The organism is Alkalicoccobacillus plakortidis (assembly GCF_023703085.1).
GTDB lineage: Bacteria > Bacillota > Bacilli > Bacillales > Bacillaceae_D > Alkalicoccobacillus > Alkalicoccobacillus plakortidis.
Genome location: NZ_JAMQJY010000001.1, coordinates 152,237 through 170,060 on the forward strand (window position 1 = coordinate 152,237; position 17,824 = coordinate 170,060).

The 17,824-nt window shown below is 38.3% G+C and carries 19 protein-coding genes and 2 pseudogenes; 15 read left to right on the forward strand and 6 right to left on the reverse strand.

Annotated features, from left to right (window positions below; genetic code table 11):
• Positions 1-7: 7 nt before the first annotated feature.
• A complete protein-coding gene (locus NDM98_RS00900; RefSeq protein ID WP_251603431.1) occupies positions 8-1,336 on the forward strand; it encodes a pyrimidine-nucleoside phosphorylase in 1,329 nt (442 codons plus the stop codon).
• 66 nt (positions 1,337-1,402) lie between these two features.
• Here NDM98_RS00900 and NDM98_RS00905 read toward each other — a convergent pair whose 3' ends face one another.
• The 3 genes from NDM98_RS00905 to phaQ form a co-directional block, all read right to left on the reverse strand.
• Positions 1,403-2,143 carry an SDR family NAD(P)-dependent oxidoreductase gene (locus tag NDM98_RS00905; RefSeq protein WP_251603434.1) on the reverse strand — a complete coding sequence of 247 codons (741 nt, stop codon included), beginning with the start codon at positions 2,141-2,143 and terminating at the stop codon, positions 1,403-1,405.
• 82 nt (positions 2,144-2,225) lie between these two features.
• On the reverse strand, positions 2,226-2,780 hold the full coding sequence (gene phaP, locus NDM98_RS00910) for a polyhydroxyalkanoic acid inclusion protein PhaP (RefSeq protein ID WP_251603437.1): 555 nt from the start codon (positions 2,778-2,780) through the stop codon (positions 2,226-2,228).
• 60 nt (positions 2,781-2,840) lie between these two features.
• The gene (gene phaQ, locus NDM98_RS00915) at positions 2,841-3,239 is read right to left on the reverse strand and encodes a poly-beta-hydroxybutyrate-responsive repressor (protein ID WP_251603440.1); all 399 of its coding nucleotides are present in this window, start codon (positions 3,237-3,239) and stop codon (positions 2,841-2,843) included.
• A gap of 289 nt (positions 3,240-3,528) precedes the next feature.
• Here phaQ and phaR point away from each other — a divergent pair, with 289 nt between their 5' ends.
• From phaR to NDM98_RS00935, 4 genes and pseudogenes are all read left to right on the forward strand, one after another.
• Entirely contained in the window at positions 3,529-3,993 is a 465-nt protein-coding gene (gene phaR, locus NDM98_RS00920) for a polyhydroxyalkanoic acid synthase subunit PhaR (protein WP_251603443.1), read from the forward strand.
• 51 nt (positions 3,994-4,044) lie between these two features.
• Positions 4,045-4,788 carry a 3-oxoacyl-ACP reductase gene (locus NDM98_RS00925; protein ID WP_251603446.1) on the forward strand — a complete coding sequence of 248 codons (744 nt, stop codon included), beginning with the start codon at positions 4,045-4,047 and terminating at the stop codon, positions 4,786-4,788.
• Positions 4,789-4,887: 99 nt separating this feature from the next.
• A pseudogene (gene phaC, locus NDM98_RS00930) lies at positions 4,888-5,956 on the forward strand (class III poly(R)-hydroxyalkanoic acid synthase subunit PhaC).
• 48 nt (positions 5,957-6,004) lie between these two features.
• Positions 6,005-7,192: an acetyl-CoA C-acetyltransferase gene (locus tag NDM98_RS00935; protein WP_251603449.1), complete on the forward strand. Its 1,188-nt coding sequence runs from the start codon at positions 6,005-6,007 to the stop codon at positions 7,190-7,192.
• Between the two features lie 48 nt (positions 7,193-7,240).
• Here the strand turns inward: NDM98_RS00935 and NDM98_RS00940 are convergent, their stop codons facing one another.
• Positions 7,241-8,017, reverse strand: a complete 777-nt coding sequence (locus NDM98_RS00940; protein WP_251603464.1) for an alpha/beta fold hydrolase — start codon at positions 8,015-8,017, stop codon at positions 7,241-7,243.
• Positions 8,018-8,322: 305 nt separating this feature from the next.
• The gene (locus NDM98_RS00945) at positions 8,323-8,745 is read right to left on the reverse strand and encodes a pyridoxamine 5'-phosphate oxidase family protein (RefSeq protein ID WP_251603467.1); all 423 of its coding nucleotides are present in this window, start codon (positions 8,743-8,745) and stop codon (positions 8,323-8,325) included.
• Between the two features lie 144 nt (positions 8,746-8,889).
• Between NDM98_RS00945 and NDM98_RS00950 the strand changes: the two genes are divergently transcribed.
• The 6 genes and pseudogenes from NDM98_RS00950 to NDM98_RS00975 all read left to right on the forward strand — a co-directional run bounded on the left by NDM98_RS00950 (position 8,890) and on the right by NDM98_RS00975 (position 13,805).
• On the forward strand, positions 8,890-9,300 hold the full coding sequence (locus NDM98_RS00950) for an organic hydroperoxide resistance protein (RefSeq protein WP_251603470.1): 411 nt from the start codon (positions 8,890-8,892) through the stop codon (positions 9,298-9,300).
• A gap of 255 nt (positions 9,301-9,555) precedes the next feature.
• Complete coding sequence (locus NDM98_RS00955) at positions 9,556-10,338, forward strand: VLRF1 family aeRF1-type release factor (RefSeq protein ID WP_251603473.1); 783 nt, start codon at positions 9,556-9,558, stop codon at positions 10,336-10,338.
• 156 nt (positions 10,339-10,494) lie between these two features.
• The gene (locus NDM98_RS00960; RefSeq protein ID WP_251603476.1) at positions 10,495-11,385 is read left to right on the forward strand and encodes a TetR/AcrR family transcriptional regulator; all 891 of its coding nucleotides are present in this window, start codon (positions 10,495-10,497) and stop codon (positions 11,383-11,385) included.
• Positions 11,382-12,858 (forward strand): annotated as a pseudogene (locus NDM98_RS00965) (MDR family MFS transporter). The gene NDM98_RS00960 and the pseudogene NDM98_RS00965 overlap by 4 nt, the downstream one beginning before the upstream one ends.
• Before the next feature lie 83 nt (positions 12,859-12,941).
• The gene (locus NDM98_RS00970; protein WP_251603478.1) at positions 12,942-13,142 is read left to right on the forward strand and encodes a DUF2188 domain-containing protein; all 201 of its coding nucleotides are present in this window, start codon (positions 12,942-12,944) and stop codon (positions 13,140-13,142) included.
• A gap of 174 nt (positions 13,143-13,316) precedes the next feature.
• Positions 13,317-13,805, forward strand: coding sequence for a metal-dependent hydrolase (locus NDM98_RS00975; RefSeq protein ID WP_251603481.1), 489 nt, complete (start codon positions 13,317-13,319; stop codon positions 13,803-13,805).
• Between the two features lie 47 nt (positions 13,806-13,852).
• On the opposite strand, the gene NDM98_RS00980 is transcribed toward NDM98_RS00975, so the two are convergent.
• On the reverse strand, positions 13,853-14,653 hold the full coding sequence (locus NDM98_RS00980) for an alpha/beta hydrolase family protein (RefSeq protein ID WP_251603484.1): 801 nt from the start codon (positions 14,651-14,653) through the stop codon (positions 13,853-13,855).
• 163 nt (positions 14,654-14,816) lie between these two features.
• Here NDM98_RS00980 and NDM98_RS00985 point away from each other — a divergent pair, with 163 nt between their 5' ends.
• The 4 genes from NDM98_RS00985 (at position 14,817) to spoIIAB (ending at position 17,820) form a co-directional block, all read left to right on the forward strand.
• Positions 14,817-15,605: a polysaccharide deacetylase family protein gene (locus NDM98_RS00985; RefSeq protein WP_251603487.1), complete on the forward strand. Its 789-nt coding sequence runs from the start codon at positions 14,817-14,819 to the stop codon at positions 15,603-15,605.
• Positions 15,606-15,723: 118 nt separating this feature from the next.
• Positions 15,724-16,896 (forward strand): D-alanyl-D-alanine carboxypeptidase family protein, encoded by a 1,173-nt coding sequence (locus NDM98_RS00990; RefSeq protein ID WP_251603490.1) that lies wholly within the window; start codon positions 15,724-15,726, stop codon positions 16,894-16,896.
• 131 nt (positions 16,897-17,027) lie between these two features.
• On the forward strand, positions 17,028-17,378 hold the full coding sequence (gene spoIIAA / locus NDM98_RS00995) for an anti-sigma F factor antagonist (RefSeq protein ID WP_251603493.1): 351 nt from the start codon (positions 17,028-17,030) through the stop codon (positions 17,376-17,378).
• A gap of 1 nt (position 17,379) precedes the next feature.
• Positions 17,380-17,820: an anti-sigma F factor gene (spoIIAB, locus tag NDM98_RS01000; RefSeq protein ID WP_251603512.1), complete on the forward strand. Its 441-nt coding sequence runs from the start codon at positions 17,380-17,382 to the stop codon at positions 17,818-17,820.
• Positions 17,821-17,824: the final 4 nt, after the last annotated feature.

The window sequence follows — 17,824 nt, forward strand, 5'->3', positions numbered from 1 at the left end:
TGTTGACATGAGAATGGTCGACTTAATTGAAAAAAAACGTAATGGCGAAGTACTATCTGAGAGCGAAATTCATTTCATCATTAATGGCTACACAAATGATGAAATTCCAGATTATCAGATGTCTGCTTGGGCAATGGCTGTATTTTTTCAAGATATGAATGATAAAGAACGAGCAGACCTTACCATGGCAATGGTCAAGTCTGGTGAAGAGATTGACCTATCAGCCGTAGAAGGTATTAAAGTAGATAAACACTCAACAGGCGGAGTTGGTGATAAGACAACCATTGCACTTGCTCCACTTGTTGCATCTCTTGGTGTACCTGTTGCAAAGATGTCTGGACGTGGGCTTGGACACACAGGCGGCACGTTAGACAAGCTTGAATCAATTCCAGGTTTTCATATTGAGTTAACAACACAGGAGTTTATCGATAAAGTCAATGAAAACAAACTAGCTGTCATTGGTCAAACTGGTAATTTGACTCCTGCAGATAAAAAATTATACGGATTACGTGATGTAACGGGAACGGTGAACTCCATTCCGTTGATTGCAAGCTCAATCATGAGTAAGAAGCTTGCATCCGGTGCTGACGGTATCGTGCTTGATGTAAAAACGGGTACAGGAGCTTTTATGAAAGAGCTCTCGGATTCCAAGGAACTGGCTCAGGCCATGGTGAAGATTGGGACAAAGCTCGGTAAAAAAACTATGGCTGTGATTTCTGATATGAACCAACCTCTTGGCCTGGCTGTTGGGAATGCACTTGAGGTAAAAGAAGCCATTGCAATGTTAAAAGGAGAAGGACCTGAGGATGTCTTAGAGTTATGTTTAACTTTAGGTAGCCACATGGTAGTCATGGCGAAAAAAGCAAACTCAGTAGATGAAGCGCGTGAAGCACTTCAAGAAGCAATTACGTCTGGAAAAGCCATTGCTACCTTAAAGACATTCATTGAGGCACAAGGCGGAGATTCATCGGTTGTGGATGATTTGTCTACATTTCCAGAAGCCCCATTCAAAATTGAAGTGAAAGCACAATCGGAAGGTATGGTTAAATCAATTGAAGCCGACCGTATTGGAACAGCTGCCATGATGCTTGGTGCAGGTCGTGCAACCAAGGATGATGACATTCTTTTAGATGTGGGATTAATTTTGCATAAAAAAATTGGGGATGCCGTGAAAAAAGGCGATACTCTTGTTACATTACACAGCAGAACTGAACAAGCAGCAGAAGTTGAAGCAATTGTTCAAAAAGCATACGAAGTAGCAAATGAACACATTGAAGCTCCAACCTTGATCTATGAAGAAATTACGGCTTCATCTGGAACAGGATTTGTCTTATAAAAAGTGAATACTAAAACCGGCAACCTACTTTTCTGTAGATTGCCGGTTTTTTGATCATCATCATTATTATAGGGTAACGCCGCCATCAACACTTAAAATCGTCCCGGTAATGAATGACGCTTCATCAGATGCAAGAAAGGCATAGCCATTGGCAACATCCTCAGGATTCCCAAGTCGATTCAAAAGTGCCTTGTCCTTCATCATCATAAGCACTTTTTCTGGCATCTTTTTCACCATAGGAGTTGAGATAAAACCAGGGGCAACTGCGTTTACACGTATATTAAAACGTCCAAGCTCCCGAGCCCAGGTCTTGGTCATACCATTCACACCCCACTTTGATGCAGCGTAGTTAGTTTGGCCAAAGTTTCCATAGGTACCAACAACAGATGAGGCATTTAAAATAACCCCGCTTTGTTGCTCTTTCATAATTTTGGCTGCAGCTTGACCAATCTGAAAAACCCCTTTGACATTTACATTCATCACTTTATCAAATTGTTCTTCTGTCATCTTTATTAGCTGGGCATCTTGAGTAACACCAGCATTGTTCACGACAATATCTAATCGTCCATAATGCTCAAGTGTTTTTTTCATTAAATGCTCAACATCTTTACTGCTTGTTACATCAACGGAAACACCGATTGCATCGCTTCCATTTTCATTAAGCGCAGCGACCACTGAACTGATCACATCTGCTTTTACATCGGCAATGACTACTTTGGCACCCTCAGCACAGAACTTCTCAGCTGTAGCTTTGCCTATTCCACTCCCGGCACCCGTGATAATAGCGACTTTGTCTTTTAATTTCATGGTAAATCCTCCTGAAAAACAAAGTGAATAACGTTAAAGAATAAGAACCTCTGTCCTTACAGAGGTTCTCTAGAAAACAATGTTATTGTTTGAAAAAGTTATAGGCAGTTTGTCTATTTTGTTCAGCTACTTCAAGCAAACTATTTTGTGAGTTCTTGATTTGTTTTGTGAAATTCTCCACTAAAGGAGTCAATTCATCACGGTTTTTTTGTTGCTGATCCACAGTTTTTTTAATTGTATCGTGAAACTGTTCCTGCGTTTTGTGTAATACATTGTACCCTTCGCGATAGGGGGTAACAGATAACTGTTGGAAACGACTGAAGACTTCATCAAAACGATCATTCCATTGATCAACCGTTTTTTTGGTCTCAGTTCCAGCTGTTTTTTCTATATTCTCTAGAACATTTTTCTGAAGCTCATTACGAAGCTTCTGTTGTTGATCGTTAATCTTATCTAGATGATTGTTGAACTGTTCCAATGAGTCTTTTTGATCCTCAATTGCCTGCAGAACAAATTGGTCTGCTTCTTTTTGCGAAGAGTAAAACAAATTAACTGTGTTAGACCATGTATCCCATACAGAATCAATAAACGTTGTAGCGGCTTGATTTTCTTCTTGAGTTTTTTTTGCGGTTGCCATTCGAAAAAACCTCCTATTTAAGTGAAAATCTATTGTGTATGCAGATGAACTGCAGAATCACTATTCTTTATCTTTATCATTCCGGTCAAAAAATGGGTTCGTCATCATACTTGAATACATTGTAAAGAAATGATCAACAATTGATTGATATTGCTGAAGGGAATCAGCCCAAACTTTTAGATAATCTTCACCAGCGTCTGTTAATGAATAGATTCGTTTAGCGGGACCACCGGTTGAGGTATCCCACTCAGATTCAACCATATTGTCCTTTTCTAGTTGTCTAAGAATTCGATAAACATTACCTTGGTCAATGGACGTGAAACCGTAATTGTTTAGTTGTTCAATTAATTTATACCCGTGAAGGTCCAAGCCACGCAGACTCATCAAAAGCATTGGCACCATTAGGTTTTTTGGAGCGCTGTTTTTGACCTTGTCTTCATTTTTTTTTTGATCGGTCATTTCATCCACCTACTCTGTTGTTTATATCACCTATATGTAATTTACACCTATGTGTTTTGTTTGTCAACACGAGTGGTTCTTTGGAATTGAAAAGAAAATAAGAAGTTTTGTCTAAGTTTGTTGAATAAGATAAGGTTTTGTCTTATTGTCGTATCATTTGAAAAATTTAGATAATTAAGTGGTAAACAGTGTATTTTTTTGTGTTATACTCGCCTTAATCGGGTGGGAGAAGGTCCAAGTTATATTTCCATCTGGTTCAGAGGTTAATCTAAAATAACAGGAGGTAATCATGAGCGACCAAAAAAGTTTTGATCCTTTTACGTTATGGAAAGACGTCTACCAGCAGTCAGAATCTTATTGGGGAAATGTGTTGGACGAGAAAATGAAAGAAGATCAGTTCTCCGAATGGATGGGAAAAACGTTAGAAATGAACCTTCTGTATAAAAAAGCACAGGACGAGATTACGAATAAGTATCTCGAGCAGGTAAATGTGCCAACAAGATCTGATTTAGCGAATATTGCATCACTTGTTGTGAATGTGGAATCAAAGGTTGATCATCTTGAAGACCTTGTAGAAGAAACAGATCTTACTCAAATGAAATCTGAATTAAAACGAGAAATGACGCTCATGAAAAAAGATATGAAGCAGCTTGATAGTAAATTGGATCAAATCCTTTCTGAGTTAAACAAAAATGCCTCAAATTCTACGAATCAACAAACCTCAACAACAGCAAAATCAAAACAATCCAAATAACTTACGTAATACTGTTCTTTACACATTATCAATCTGACTAGGAGTGATTACATGGTAGAGTTAACGGACAAAGTAGCAATCGTCACAGGAGGTTCAAGAGGAATTGGTTCTGCCATCTCGTCTGAACTAGCTAGAAACGGAGTAAAGGTTGTTGTTAATTATCAATCCAACTCGGAATCAGCAGAAAAAGTTGTACATGCAATCAAGGAATCCGGTGGTCAGGCTATTGCCGTAAAAGCGGATGTCTCAAAATCTGATGATGTGCTGAATTTAATTAATGAGACGATTAATCAATTTGGTAAGATTGATATTCTTGTTAATAATGCTGGGATCACCAAGGATCGTACATTCAGAAAGCTCAGCCAAGATGATTGGAATCAAGTCATTAATGTAAATTTGAATAGCGTTTATAACACGATATCTAGTGCTCTACCTCATTTAATGGAATCAGAGGCAGGTCGTATCATTAATATTTCATCCATTATTGGTCAAACTGGTGGGTTCGGACAAACCAATTATTCAGCAGCCAAAGCCGGCTTGATCGGATATACAAAGTCGCTTGCTTTAGAGCTTGCTAGAAAACGTGTAACAGTTAATGCCGTATGCCCTGGTTTTATTGAAACTGAAATGGTTCAAGAAATGCCTGATAAAGTTCGTGAGCAAATCATTGCGAGTGTGCCAGTACAACGTCTTGGTCAAGCTATTGAAGTTGCAAGAAGTGTGTTGTTCCTATGTAAAGATGGAGAATACATCACTGGTCAACAGTTAAATATTAATGGTGGCTTATATATGTAAAGGTAGTTGGATTCAAGTTAAGCAGTTGGATTCAAGTTATGCAGTTGGATCTAAGTTAAGCAGTTGGATTCAAGTTCTATAGAAGGAGTGGGTGGGTAAATGAAACCTTTTATGAATCAAGATTTAAATGATACACTCCCAGAATCTTATGCACGGTTTAAGCGGGCAGTTGAAGTTGTCACAACAGATCCTGCCCCAGAAGTTGGCCCAACTCCTAAACAAGCGATTTGGACCAAAAACAAAGCAACCTTGTATCGCTATGTTCCAGAAAAAGAAAAAAAGTTTCGTATTCCCATTCTAATGGTGTATGCGCTAATCAATAAACCGTATATCCTAGACCTAACAAAAGGTAACAGTTTGGTAGAGTACTTAACGGATCAAGGTTTTGATGTGTACTTACTTGAGTGGGGCACACCGGGTTACGAAGACAAACATATGTTGCTGGATGATTACATAATGGACTATATTCCACGTGCCATCCGAAAAGTTCTTCGTACATCAGGAGCATCTGAATGTTCAATACTGGGTTATTGCATGGGAGGCACGATGAGCTCCATTTTTTCAGCCCTTCATCCAGATGAACCGATTCGAAATATTGTCTTTATGACTAGCCCGTTTGACTTTGAAAAAACAGGTTTATATGGCTCGTTTGTTGACGAACGATTTTTTGATGTAGATAAGGTTGTAGAAACACTTGGATTAGTTCCCGGCGACATGATAGACTTTGGGAATAAGATGCTGAAACCGATTACGAATTTCTATGGTCCCTATGTCAGTTTGGTTGATCGAGCGGATAATGAAGCGTATGTTGAAAGCTTGGAAACTGATGCAAAAGTGGGTCTCTGACGGGGTTCCATTTGCAGGTGGCGCTTATAGGCAGTGGATTCGTGATTTCTATCAAAATAACAAATTAATAAAAGGAGAATTAGAGATTCGCGGTCAACGGGTTGATCTAAAAAAGATTACTGCGAATGTGCTTAATCTATCTGCTGAGAAAGATCATATTGCCCAACCGCACCAAGTTGAAGCACTTATGGATGTGATATCTAGTGATGATAAGACATATAAGTCGCTACCAACCGGACATGTCTCGGTTATTTTCGGGAAAAAAGCTGTTAAAATCACCTATCCAACAATAGGAGATTGGCTTGCAGAACGTTCTTCTTAAAGCGTTAACATGACAAGTCACTTTAGATGAATGGGGTTGTTTTTGAATATGGCTAATCATGAAGTTGTTATTGTGAGTGCGGTTAGAACGGCAATTGGAAATTTTGGAGGTAGTTTAAAAGATACTCCTGCTACAACATTAGGTGCACATGTTATTCAAAAAGCACTTGAGAAAGCAGGAGTATCGGCAGATCAGGTTGATGAAGTGATTATGGGTAATGTGTTGCAAGCAGGACTTGGTCAGAATCCTGCTAGACAATCTGCTCTCAAAGCTGGTATACCTCAAGAAGTATCAGCATTAACTATTAACAAGGTATGCGGATCTGGACTGAAATCTGTGCATCTTGCAAGCCAATCGATTTTACTTGGAGATGCAGAGATTATTGTGGCTGGTGGAATGGAGAATATGAGTCTTGCACCTTATCTAATGGAAGGGGCGCGAACTGGATATCGAATGGGCGACAAAACCGTTGTTGATAGCATGGTTCATGATGGCTTAACATGTGCCTTTAATGATTATCATATGGGCATTACCGCAGAAAATATATGTGAACAATACGGATTAAATAGAGAAGAGCTTGATCAGTTTGCAGGCCGCAGTCAAGAGCGAGCAGTTGCTGCAATTAAGGCGGGAAGATTTGAAGATGAGATTGTCCCATTTGAGATCCCACAACGCAAAGGTGATCCGATCGTTTTTGCTCGGGATGAGTTTCCAAAGGCTGATTCAAATGCTGAAAAACTAGGAAAACTTCGTCCGGCATTTAAAAAAGACGGAGTGGTTACGGCTTGGAATTCTTCTGGAATTAACGATGGAGCTGCAGCGTTTGTTCTTACAAGCAGACAAAAGGCTGAAGAACTCGGACTCGAGATTCTTGCGACAATTCGCGCTAATGCCTCTGCAGGAGTTGATCCAAGCATAATGGGAATTGGCCCAGTTCCTGCTACAAAAAAAGCATTAGAAAAAGCATCACTCACTGTTGAAGAGCTTGATTTAATTGAAGCGAATGAAGCGTTTGCCGCTCAATCGTTAGCAGTTGGTAAAGATCTTAACTTTAACGATGACATTCTGAATGTTAATGGAGGGGCAATTGCTCTTGGACACCCAATTGGGGCAAGTGGTGCCCGCGTTTTAGTTACATTAGTACATGAACTCAAACGTCGTGAACAAAGATATGGATTAGCTACACTTTGTATAGGTGGTGGTCAGGGCGTTGCCACCATAATAGAGAGAGGCTAATAACCAATAGGCTCTGGCCCATAAAGAAAACGGGTCTAGAGCCTATTTTTATGAAGTGATCCTTTGTTTTTGCGGAATGCCCTGGATAAATTTAAGAATGATTGAGTTATAAGCCTGAGGTTCTTCAACATTTGGAATGTGACCGGAAGCACAGAATGTTTCTAATTGTGAGAACGGAGCAGAACATTTAATGGTTAAAGCGTTAACATAATAGGTGATGCGATCGTTAATTGAGCCGATGATAAGAATGGGTTTTGGTGAGAGCATCAATGTACTTGTATAGTTAATACCAACTGCGGCCTCAGCTGTTTCGATATAGGTTTCGCGGTTTATTTTAAAATAAAACGATCGTATCTCATCAAGCACAAACGCCTCAGCTGGTTTATTTAGACACATAGAAAGCACATGACGCTCATATTCATCGTCAGTTAAACGGTCTAATTTTCTACGTCTTTCATCTACTGCCATCCAACCAAGTATTGGTGGAATGTAAGAGGTAGTATTAGATAAAATCAAAGACCTTACAATACTTGGCTGAAGGTGAAGAATTTCTTGAGCGACAATTCCCCCAAGTGACAGCCCACAGAAATGAGCCTGGTCTATCTCTAAAGTTTGAAGTAATGTGATGATATCATTCGCAAAGTTCAGTATTGAAATGTCTTCATTATTGATAGAGTCACCATGTCCTCTTAAATCTGGAGCAATCACTCGGTAATGCTGAGCTAGCTCAAATTGATATTTCCAAGACTCCTTTTTACTTCCTAATCCGTGAATAAGAACAAGAACATCATTGCTTTTGTCCCCGATATCCAAATATGAGTCCATAATGCAACTTCCTTTCTTTACTGGTTCTTATCCAGTATCGCCGTTAAAAACAAGACTCATTCACAAAAGAATGACTTCACCTATTAGTGTATGTCAGAGTATGAAAAGTGCTCATAGATGAAAAAACAGCTAAAACCTATAGCTAGGCTAAAAAAATGACTGTAATAGATGCGAGCAGTTAGGATCGCTACCTAGGATCATGTCGCGGCTGCAACCCAAGAGTGAAATTGAAGCACCATCAAAAAACGGCACCACTAATTAAAGTGATACCGTTTTTACGTTCCTGCTATGAATGTAAAAAAGATCTACAGATCAAGTGATTGAGGGGGTTCTCCTGATTTATTCATTAACCGTATGTTAGTAGGGGTCAATTCTAGAAATACCAGTTTGGGATCATCAGGACCATCAAAATAAGCTTTTAGGCTATCGTTCCATAGTGAATGTTTAGTCTCCGCATCCTCTTTAATTTTTGCTTGTCCTTCGAATTCAATAAACGTGTCATTGAATCCATCACCAGTGTAACCTAACAATACATGAACGTTTGGATTTGCATCAATTTCATCTGCTTTATGTGTATCAATACTGGTTGGAGTATATAAAGTTAACCCTTTATGAAAAAAAGTCATATAACGCGTGAACGGTTTGTTAGAGACGACAGTTGCAAGCGTACCAGTATAATGTTCATCCATGATCTTTTCAATAGATTGTTTTAATTCAGATTGATTCATTATTACTCCTCCTCAATTTGTAACTAGTAGTAGTATTCCTGAAAAAATAAAAACAAAACATATCTATTTTTATGTTTAAAACACTCACATAAAGTGAATAGTTATCTGTGTGGCAACAATATGAAAAAAGGGAGAGAGATAAAAATGTCAGATGTTTTATATACTTCAAAAGCAACAGCAGTTGGTGGAAGAGAAGGACATGTTAAATCGAGCGATTCCAACATTGATATTGACCTAGTAAAACCAGGAACATCTGGTGGGACAAACCCTGAACAGTTGTTTGCTGCGGGTTACTCTTCTTGCTTTGATGGAGCATTAAACTTAATTGCATCAAAGGAAAAGAAAGAAATTGATTCAGAAATTACTGCGGCAGTTAGCCTTGTAAAAGATCAATCTGATGATGGATTTAAAATCGCTGTAGAGTTAAAGGCTGTAATTGGAGGCGTTTCTCAAAGTGAAGCAGAAGATCTAGTTGAAAAAGCTCATGAATTCTGCCCATACTCAAAAGCAACACGTGGAAATATCGATGTAAAACTATCGGTTGAAACAAAATAAAAGATCATAGCCAATTGTGTATTGGTATAAGATTGTATACAAGAAACCTCTGAGAATTTCTCAGAGGTTTCTTACATGTAATGGTTAATGTTTCCTTCTAGTAAGACTTGCCCGTTACTAATTTGTTGAAAAGGCTGTATCATATTTAGATTTTTTATTGGGAAAGTTCAGATTATGGGTTTAACTAGTCGTATATTAAGGAATGCTGTCCGTGTAACACAAATTGAGATCGACAATTCAAGGAGGACTAGTTATATGAAGGAATCAGAAGAACTCCAACAATTGAGAGACCATGAGTGTGAGAATGGATGCTTAACCATTTATTTAAACACAAATCAAGCACAAGTTGACCAGAAAAAAGGTGAATGGAAAATTCGTCTGAAAAACGGGTTGAAGAAGTTAGATGAATATTTAGAGAGTAGCTCGCCGGATGAATTAAATGGATATAAAGAAATTCGAAAAATTGCTGAAGAACAAATTCTGAATGCACAAACGTCATTACCTCGTTCCCTTGTTTTTGTTGGCTCCTCAAAAGGTGAGTGGACTTTAAAGAAATTGCAAGTTACAGTAGAAAGTGATTTTAGATGGGAGAAAACGCCTGTACTTGATCAGTTAGAAGAGAAAATAAATAAGTTCCCAAAAACAGGGATCCTGTTAATCCAGAAACAAGATGTAGTAGCTGTGGAGACCAGTTTGGGTGAAGTAGACTCAGAATCTGTTTACTCATGGGATGCTGAATCAGAGGATTGGAAAATGTATCAAGGATCTGGTTCAAGCGACAAAGTGGGACCTGCCATTCACAAAGACCAATTTGATCAACGTTTTGATGCCAATCAACAAAGGTGGTTTAAGCAACTAGCAGGTAAAATCCAGAAAAAAGCGAAGAAAAACGGTTGGAATGGTGTGTATCTTGTAGGTTCGCCAGATCAAACGAGTGAGTTTGAAAAGCAATTAACCTTAAACAATGTTGAGGTTGTGAAAAAGAATTTAACGAAGCTTAAGTCACATCAAATCATTGATGAACTTTTTGCTTCATAATCATAAAAAAGACCAACAGCACATGATGAGCTGTTGGTCTTTATTTTGCATTTAAATCATTGACTATATTTCGTGAGTCTAATATAATCTCAGAAGTGGAAACTGTTCGGTTTTTATATAACCGGTGAGTTACAAGTGGAAAGTGGGACAATCTGGATGAAGGAAACAATCATAGATTCTGCGCTACGATTATTTTCAAATGAAGGGTACACGTCCACCTCTATGCAAAGTATTGCTGAGGCGTGTGGTATCTCAAAAGCATCTCTGTATAAGCATTTTGAATCAAAAGAGGACTTGCTAATACAGGTGTTTGAACATAGTCTGCAAAGAATGTTTCAACGAGCACAGGAGATTGCTGTTGACGAAACGATTTCTCCAAAAGAACGATTTACCCAAAAAATCATTTTAGAGCTTGAAGTGAATCAGGAACAGCGAGCATTTGTTAATTTAATCATCAGGGCTATGCCTATCCATCAGAACCCAAAGGTACGGGAACTAATGAAGCGAACAAAAGCCGCATTAATGAACTGGCATAAAATCTGTCTTCTTGAAGCGTATGGTGAGCTCATACGACCATATATTTGGGATATAGTTGTTGTGTTTCAGGGAACACTACGTGAGTATATCGTGTTAATGATGGATGATTATAAGTTGATGGACAAAAGCAAGGTAGCTGCGTTACTTGTGTCACATCTTGATGCAATAGTAGAATCAACAGATAAGCCAGCTGCGATTTTAACACCGTCTTTGATGAATGATTATGAACGGTTCGATCTGTTTGATAAAAAGATGTCTGAGGAAGAGATCTTTAACGACATCCTGACGCAACTGGTATATAAAAAAGATCAAAGCCCACAAAACAAACAGAACGAATTAAGAGAAGCGATTGAACGTTTGGAGACTTGTTTTTATCAAGGGGGAGATCAGCAGGTGTTTATTGAAGCACTTTGTCTGTATATAGATGCTCGTATCCCTATTAAAGAAGAGATTCAACGGATTCAACACCTCTTGAAAAATAGGAAATGTAAAGAAGGTATAAGCAAATGAATAACGAACAAAACGATACTTTAAAAAATGCAAGTAAAATCCCGATGATTGCTGTCCTTTTAACTGGGGCATTTATTGCTATCCTCAATCAAACACTTTTAACAACAGCGTTACCAAGTTTGATGACGGATTTAGAGATTGATGCGAATCTTGGCCAATGGGTAACAACAGCCTTTATGCTTGTAAATGGGGTAATGATTCCAATTACCGCCTTTTTGATTGAAAAATTCACTTCTCGCAGGTTATTTATCACCGCTATGGTGTTATTTGGTATTGGTACACTAGTCTGTGCCATCGCACCAACGTTTGGTGTATTAATTACAGGTCGAATGATTCAAGCTGCTGGTGCAGGTATTGCCATGCCGTTAATGCAAACTATTTTATTGTTGATTTTTCCAGTAGAAAAACGTGGAGCGGCTATGGGGATGGTTGGTTTAGTGATATCCTTTGCTCCTGCGATTGGACCAACATTATCTGGTTGGTTAGTGCAAAGCTATCATTGGTCTATCTTGTTCTGGATTCTTCTACCGATCGTCATTATTGATATAATCGCTGCGTTTTTTGTTTTGAAGAATGTAACAACACTACGATCTCCAAAATTGGACACGTTATCGATTATCTTGTCTTCACTAGGGTTCGGTGGGTTACTATTCGGGTTCAGTAATGCAGGTGCAAATGGATGGCTAGAACTAACAGTGCTTCTACCAACAATTGTTGGTGTGATATCTCTTACATGGTTTATCTTAAGACAGCTTAAGTTACCTCAACCAATATTGGAGTTCCGTGTATTCAAATATTGGGTATTTACGTTAACAACCATTATTGGCATGATTGTGTTTATGTCGATGATAGGTGCTGCCACAATCTTTCCAATTTATATGCAAACCATGCACAATTTCACAGCGTTAGAATCAGGATTAATGTTACTTCCTGGAGCTGTTGTAATGGGTATTATGTCGCCGATAACCGGTAGGATTTTTGATAAAATCGGTGCCAGATATTTAGGAATTATTGGTCTTGGAATGATCTTTTTAACAACTGCATTATTTACGAATCTGTCTGATAGTACATCTATGACTTATGTGACGGTTATCTATTCATTCCGTATGCTTGGTGTAGCTCTTGTTATGATGCCTATAACAACTGCTGGAATTAACGTGTTACCACGTCATCTTATTCCACATGGTACAGCAATGAATAATACGATGCGTCAGATAGCTTGGTTCAATTGGGACAGCGGTGCTTGTATCTGTTATGACAGCTGTTGCCCTTAATCAGGGTGAATTAGGTAATGTAGGAATGATCGATGCACAAATTAAAGGAGTAAATACGGCGTTTATGGTTGCAACAGCCATTTCCTTTGTTGGATTTGTTTTAGCTTTCTTTATTAAGTCTAAACCAAAAGAAAAAGTAAATGCTGAAACGTATGGAGCGAATTCAGCTCAACAAAAAAACGCAACCGATCATTCATAAAAATTCTTCTAAAAATAACGTTTTAGCTTCCTTTAATCTGGGAACATAATAAGTATAAACAGATTTAAAGGAGAGTTTTACTGATGAAGGAATTTAGTGTAGTTGCAAACAAAGATGCTACAACGTGGATGATTAAAGCGGAGGATGTAGCACCAATTCATGAGTTTGATAAACGTGATGATGCAGTTGAAAAAGCAAAAGAATTAGCATCTGAAAATCAACCAAGTAAGGTAGAAATTTTTGATGCAGCTAATGAGCTAGTTGAAAAACAAGTATTTGAATAATTGCTAGACCATTATAAACAGGAGTGACGGATAGGATATCCGTTTCTCCTGTTTTTTTATGATGTTTAATTTTGAGTGTCAGCATTCACTTATTAATTTATATTTCACCATTACAGAACGTCTGTTCCGTGATATAATAAATTCTTATCTTTTACATAGATCGGAGTCAAAAGTATGAATGGAAAAACCCATTTAATGGGGGGACTGGCTGCTTGTGCCGTCGTTGAAACGGTGGTAGATGGTAGTGATCTTAGTCCGCTGTTTTATTTAAGTGGCATGGTAGGTGCATTTCTGCCTGATATTTGTCATGTGCACTCAACAATTGGTCGAAGACTTCCGCTACTTTCAAGAATCGTATCTTTTTTATTTGGTCATCGAACATTTACACACAGCATCCTTTTTTTAGCAGTTGTTTATGGTCTGTTACATGTTTTTCTTCCAGATGCAAGAAATGTACAGCTAGGGTTATTTGCAGGAATGATTAGCCATATTATTCTTGATATGGCGACAGTACGAGGGGTTAAATTATTCTTTCCTTTTTCGTTAAGAGTTCGTCTGCCTCTGTTTATTCGTACAGGAGGTAAATTCGAAGGTATTGTCCAATTTGCTTTAGTTATCTGGTTAGTAATATGGAGCTATCAGTTCGTCCAAACATGGATGTAAAAGAAGCCTCAGTCTCGATTAGAGATTGAGGCTTCTTATTTTATGGACTAAATCATTTCAACTGACTTATGCCCACGATGAGTCTGGTGATTAGATAGCCAATTAGCTGTTTGTTCAAATAGCTTATGTTCCCATGAGGTTGATGCAAATGTATGATTAGCTTTTTTTATATAAATAGGAGTACTAGGAGTTTGTGTAGCTTTTGCATAAGACTCTGCGTGTGTTACTGCTACATCCTCATCCTGTTCTGCATGAAGAATAAGAACATTACCTTTAAATGCAGAAATCGCTTCTAACGGTTGATGAATTCGTAAGTCTTGAAAAAAAGAGTGGCTGATCTCAAAACCATGATAATCAAAAACCCCTTCTTTTTGCGCTATTTTAACAGCAGAGTTTCCTGTAATTCGTACGATATCTTGATAGGGCTGTGCCACAGCTGACCATAAAATGAGTTGGTGGATATTTGCTTGAGCTGCTACTAAAGCTGAAGTAGCTCCTCCTAAACTATGTCCAATTAATGTAACTTGGTTCTCATTAATTAAAGGATGGTTTTTCACATAATCAATGATCGTAAGAAGTTCTTGAATTTGTTTACTAACCGTTAAGTGTCGGTAATCCCCGCTGCTTTCTCCACAACCACTAAAATCAAATCGAAAGCTTGCATAGCCTTTTTGAGCTAAATAACGTGATGCCTTTACAAAAAGACGGTGTTCTCCAACTTTACTTCCAACAAAACCATGAATAAATATAACTGCAGGATATGTTTTAGATAATGAGTGATCAGGGAGATGAACAGCTCCAGAGAGATGTTCATTTTTAACTTGAAGCGATACTAAAGAATGTGCCACAAAAATCCCTTCTTTCTATTAATCCGATATGTTTACTTGTGATTATTAAACTATAGCATATAATCGCCTGTTTGACAATCATTCAACGAAGTTTGAGTATATCTGAATCTAATCATGTGAATAGTAAATCATAGGTTATTTATTAAAACGAGGGAGGATTTTTATGAAAGGGTGGAAGGTATTCTGCTTCGTAGTTATAGTAGCATTTCTTTCTAGCTGCGGAGGCAGAAATGAAGGATCTGAATTTATTTTACATGCACAAGCAAAAGATGTTGTAGAGCAGACGAATACTGAGACCCCAGAGCCAGTTAATAATGGCAAGCTATCAAAACTCTTTCCAGATACCGTGTTTTTATCGGGACCAACTACAGAGAAAAAAGTTGCATTAACATTTGATGATGGTCCAGATCCGCGAGTTACAGGGTTTTTATTAGATGTGCTAAAAGAGGAAAATGTACCAACTACTTTCTTTTTAATGGGAGTTCGAGTGGATGCCTATCCTGATTTAGCCAAACGCATAAGTGATGAAGGACATAGTATTGGAAGTCATGGATATTGGCATACTCCAATTATAAATTTAACAGACAAACAGGCTACGTATGATTTAGAAAAAGCAAAACAAGCCATTACTCATGCAGTTGGCCAAGATACCAACTTGTTCAGACCACCATTTGGTTTGCTAAATGAACAGAAAGTTGAGTTATTAAAAGAGCTAAATTATTCGGTGATTCTTTGGTCTGTAGACTCTGAGGATTGGAAGATGCCCTCACCAGATGAAATGGCAAACGACGTAATCGAGAATGTGAAACCTGGTTCTATCATACTCCATCATGATGGTGCGAATTGGAACATCGACTTATCTGGCACAGTTACAGCAGTGAAAAAAGAAATAGAAGAACTAAAGAAACAGGGTTATACATTTGTGACAGTTCAAGAATTGCTAGGGTTATAAAAGCAATCAACCTGAACTGTCTTTTTTCTATGAGAATACGTATAAGGAGCTTTAAAAATGGGAAAAATGGCTGATAGTTTGAAGAATGTTGAGCTATATTGAGATGGAGGACATTGTTATGAAAAAAGTGATAGCTGGTTTAATCAGTTTTACGATGATACTAAGTTTAATGGTTCCAATAGCAGGGGCAGCGGAAAAAGAAAACAAAACAGATTTAATATTTGCAGAAAAGGCTTCCTCCGCAATCATAATGGAACGCGATACAGGTGAAGTGCTTTATGAGAAGAATAGTGAAGAATCGTTACCACCAGCAAGTATGACAAAGATAATGACGATGCTACTAATCATGGAAGCCATCGATAAGAAGCAACTTAAGTATGAAGATATGATTCGAGTCAGTGATAACGCAGCGTCAATGGGAGGATCACAGATCTTCTTAGAGCCAGGCGAGGAGATGTCCGTTCAAGACATGTTAAAAGGCATTGCGGTAGCATCGGGAAATGATGCTTCTGTAGCAATGGCTGAGCACCTTGGAGGAACGGAAGCTGGATTTGCTGAAATGATGAATGAAAAGGCGCAAGAGCTTGGTTTAACAAAAACACATTTCTCTAATTCAAATGGTCTGCCAGTTGAAAATCATTACACATCTGCTCATGATTTAGCGGTGATGTCTAAAGAACTTTTAAAGTACGAAGACATTACAAAATTTACGGGTATCTATGAGGATTATTTACGGTCAGACACAGAAAAACCATTTTGGTTAGTGAATACAAATAAACTTGTTCGATTCTATCCAGGTGTTGATGGATTAAAAACAGGTTACACAAAAGAAGCGAAATATGGGTTAACAGCAACGGCTGAAAAAGATGGGATGCGAATTATTGCTGTTGTGATGGGATCTCCTTCTCCTAAGGAAAGAAATGCAGATGTGACAACAATGCTTGATTTTGCATTTAGTCAATTTAAAACCCATAAGCTGCATGAGAGAAATGACTCAGTTGCAGAAGTGAAGATTAGTAAAGGGCAAAAACGAAATGTACAGGCTGTAACAGGCGAATCTGTCTCCATTCTGACGAAAAAAGGCGAATCTGTTGAAGAAGTGAAAGAGAGAGTTGAACTAGCAGAAAATATAAAAGCTCCCGTTCACAAAGGTGATGAGATAGGTACATTGATCATTGAGAATGGCGATAAAGTTGTGAGTGAAACCCCGTTAGTTGCAGAAGAAGAGATAGCGGAAGCATCGTGGTGGACGTTATTTAAGCGAGTTCTTGGCGGTTTTGGCGGAAACTAAGCGGATAGGCGAATAATTTTTAATATAATGACTAGTTTTGTCATGGTGCAGGAGGCAGGCAGGTGTAGAGCGAATGTTCTAAACTAGGAAAAACAGGACAGCCTGTTCACCATGTTAAGGAGGGATCTACATTGAGCTTGCTTATTGACCTTGAACGAAAAGACAGTGTGTTGCTCGTGCGCCTTGAAGGAGAACTAGATCATCATTCAGCTGCAAGATTACGCGCTAATGTTGAGGAACAATTAGAAACTGGTCAAGTGAAGCATCTTGTATTAAATCTTGAATTGCTATCATTTATGGATAGCTCTGGCTTAGGAGTCATTCTTGGCCGTTATAAACAGGTCCGTGCTAATGGAGGCGAGATGGTTGTTTGTGCCATTTCTCCAGCAGTCCGCCGATTATTTGAAATGTCCGGTTTGTTTAAAATTGTTCGACTTGAGGCGAACGAACAGTTTGCATTAGAAACACTGGGGGTGGCTTAGTATGCAGAACAGGATGGAGCTTAGTTTTTCGGCTATCAGTTCAAATGAGTCCTTTGCACGTGTGACAGTGGCTGCCTTTATTGCTCAAATTGATCCAACCATGGAAGAGATAACGGAAATTAAAACAGTTGTTTCTGAGGCTGTAACAAATTCAATCATTCATGGGTACCACAACCAATCTGAAGGTAAGGTCTATATCACAGCTTCCATAGAAAATGAATGCTTAGAGCTTATCATTCGTGATGAAGGTATGGGAATCACCGATTTAGAAGAAGCGAGACAACCTCTTTATACAACAAAACCAGAACTTGAGAGATCAGGAATGGGTTTTACGATTATGGAAAACTTTTGTGATGAGATGAAAGTTGTGTCAGAGCCAATGCTTGGAACTTCGATTTTCTTAAAGAAGCAACTATCAACTAAAAAAGCAATTTATAATTAAGGGG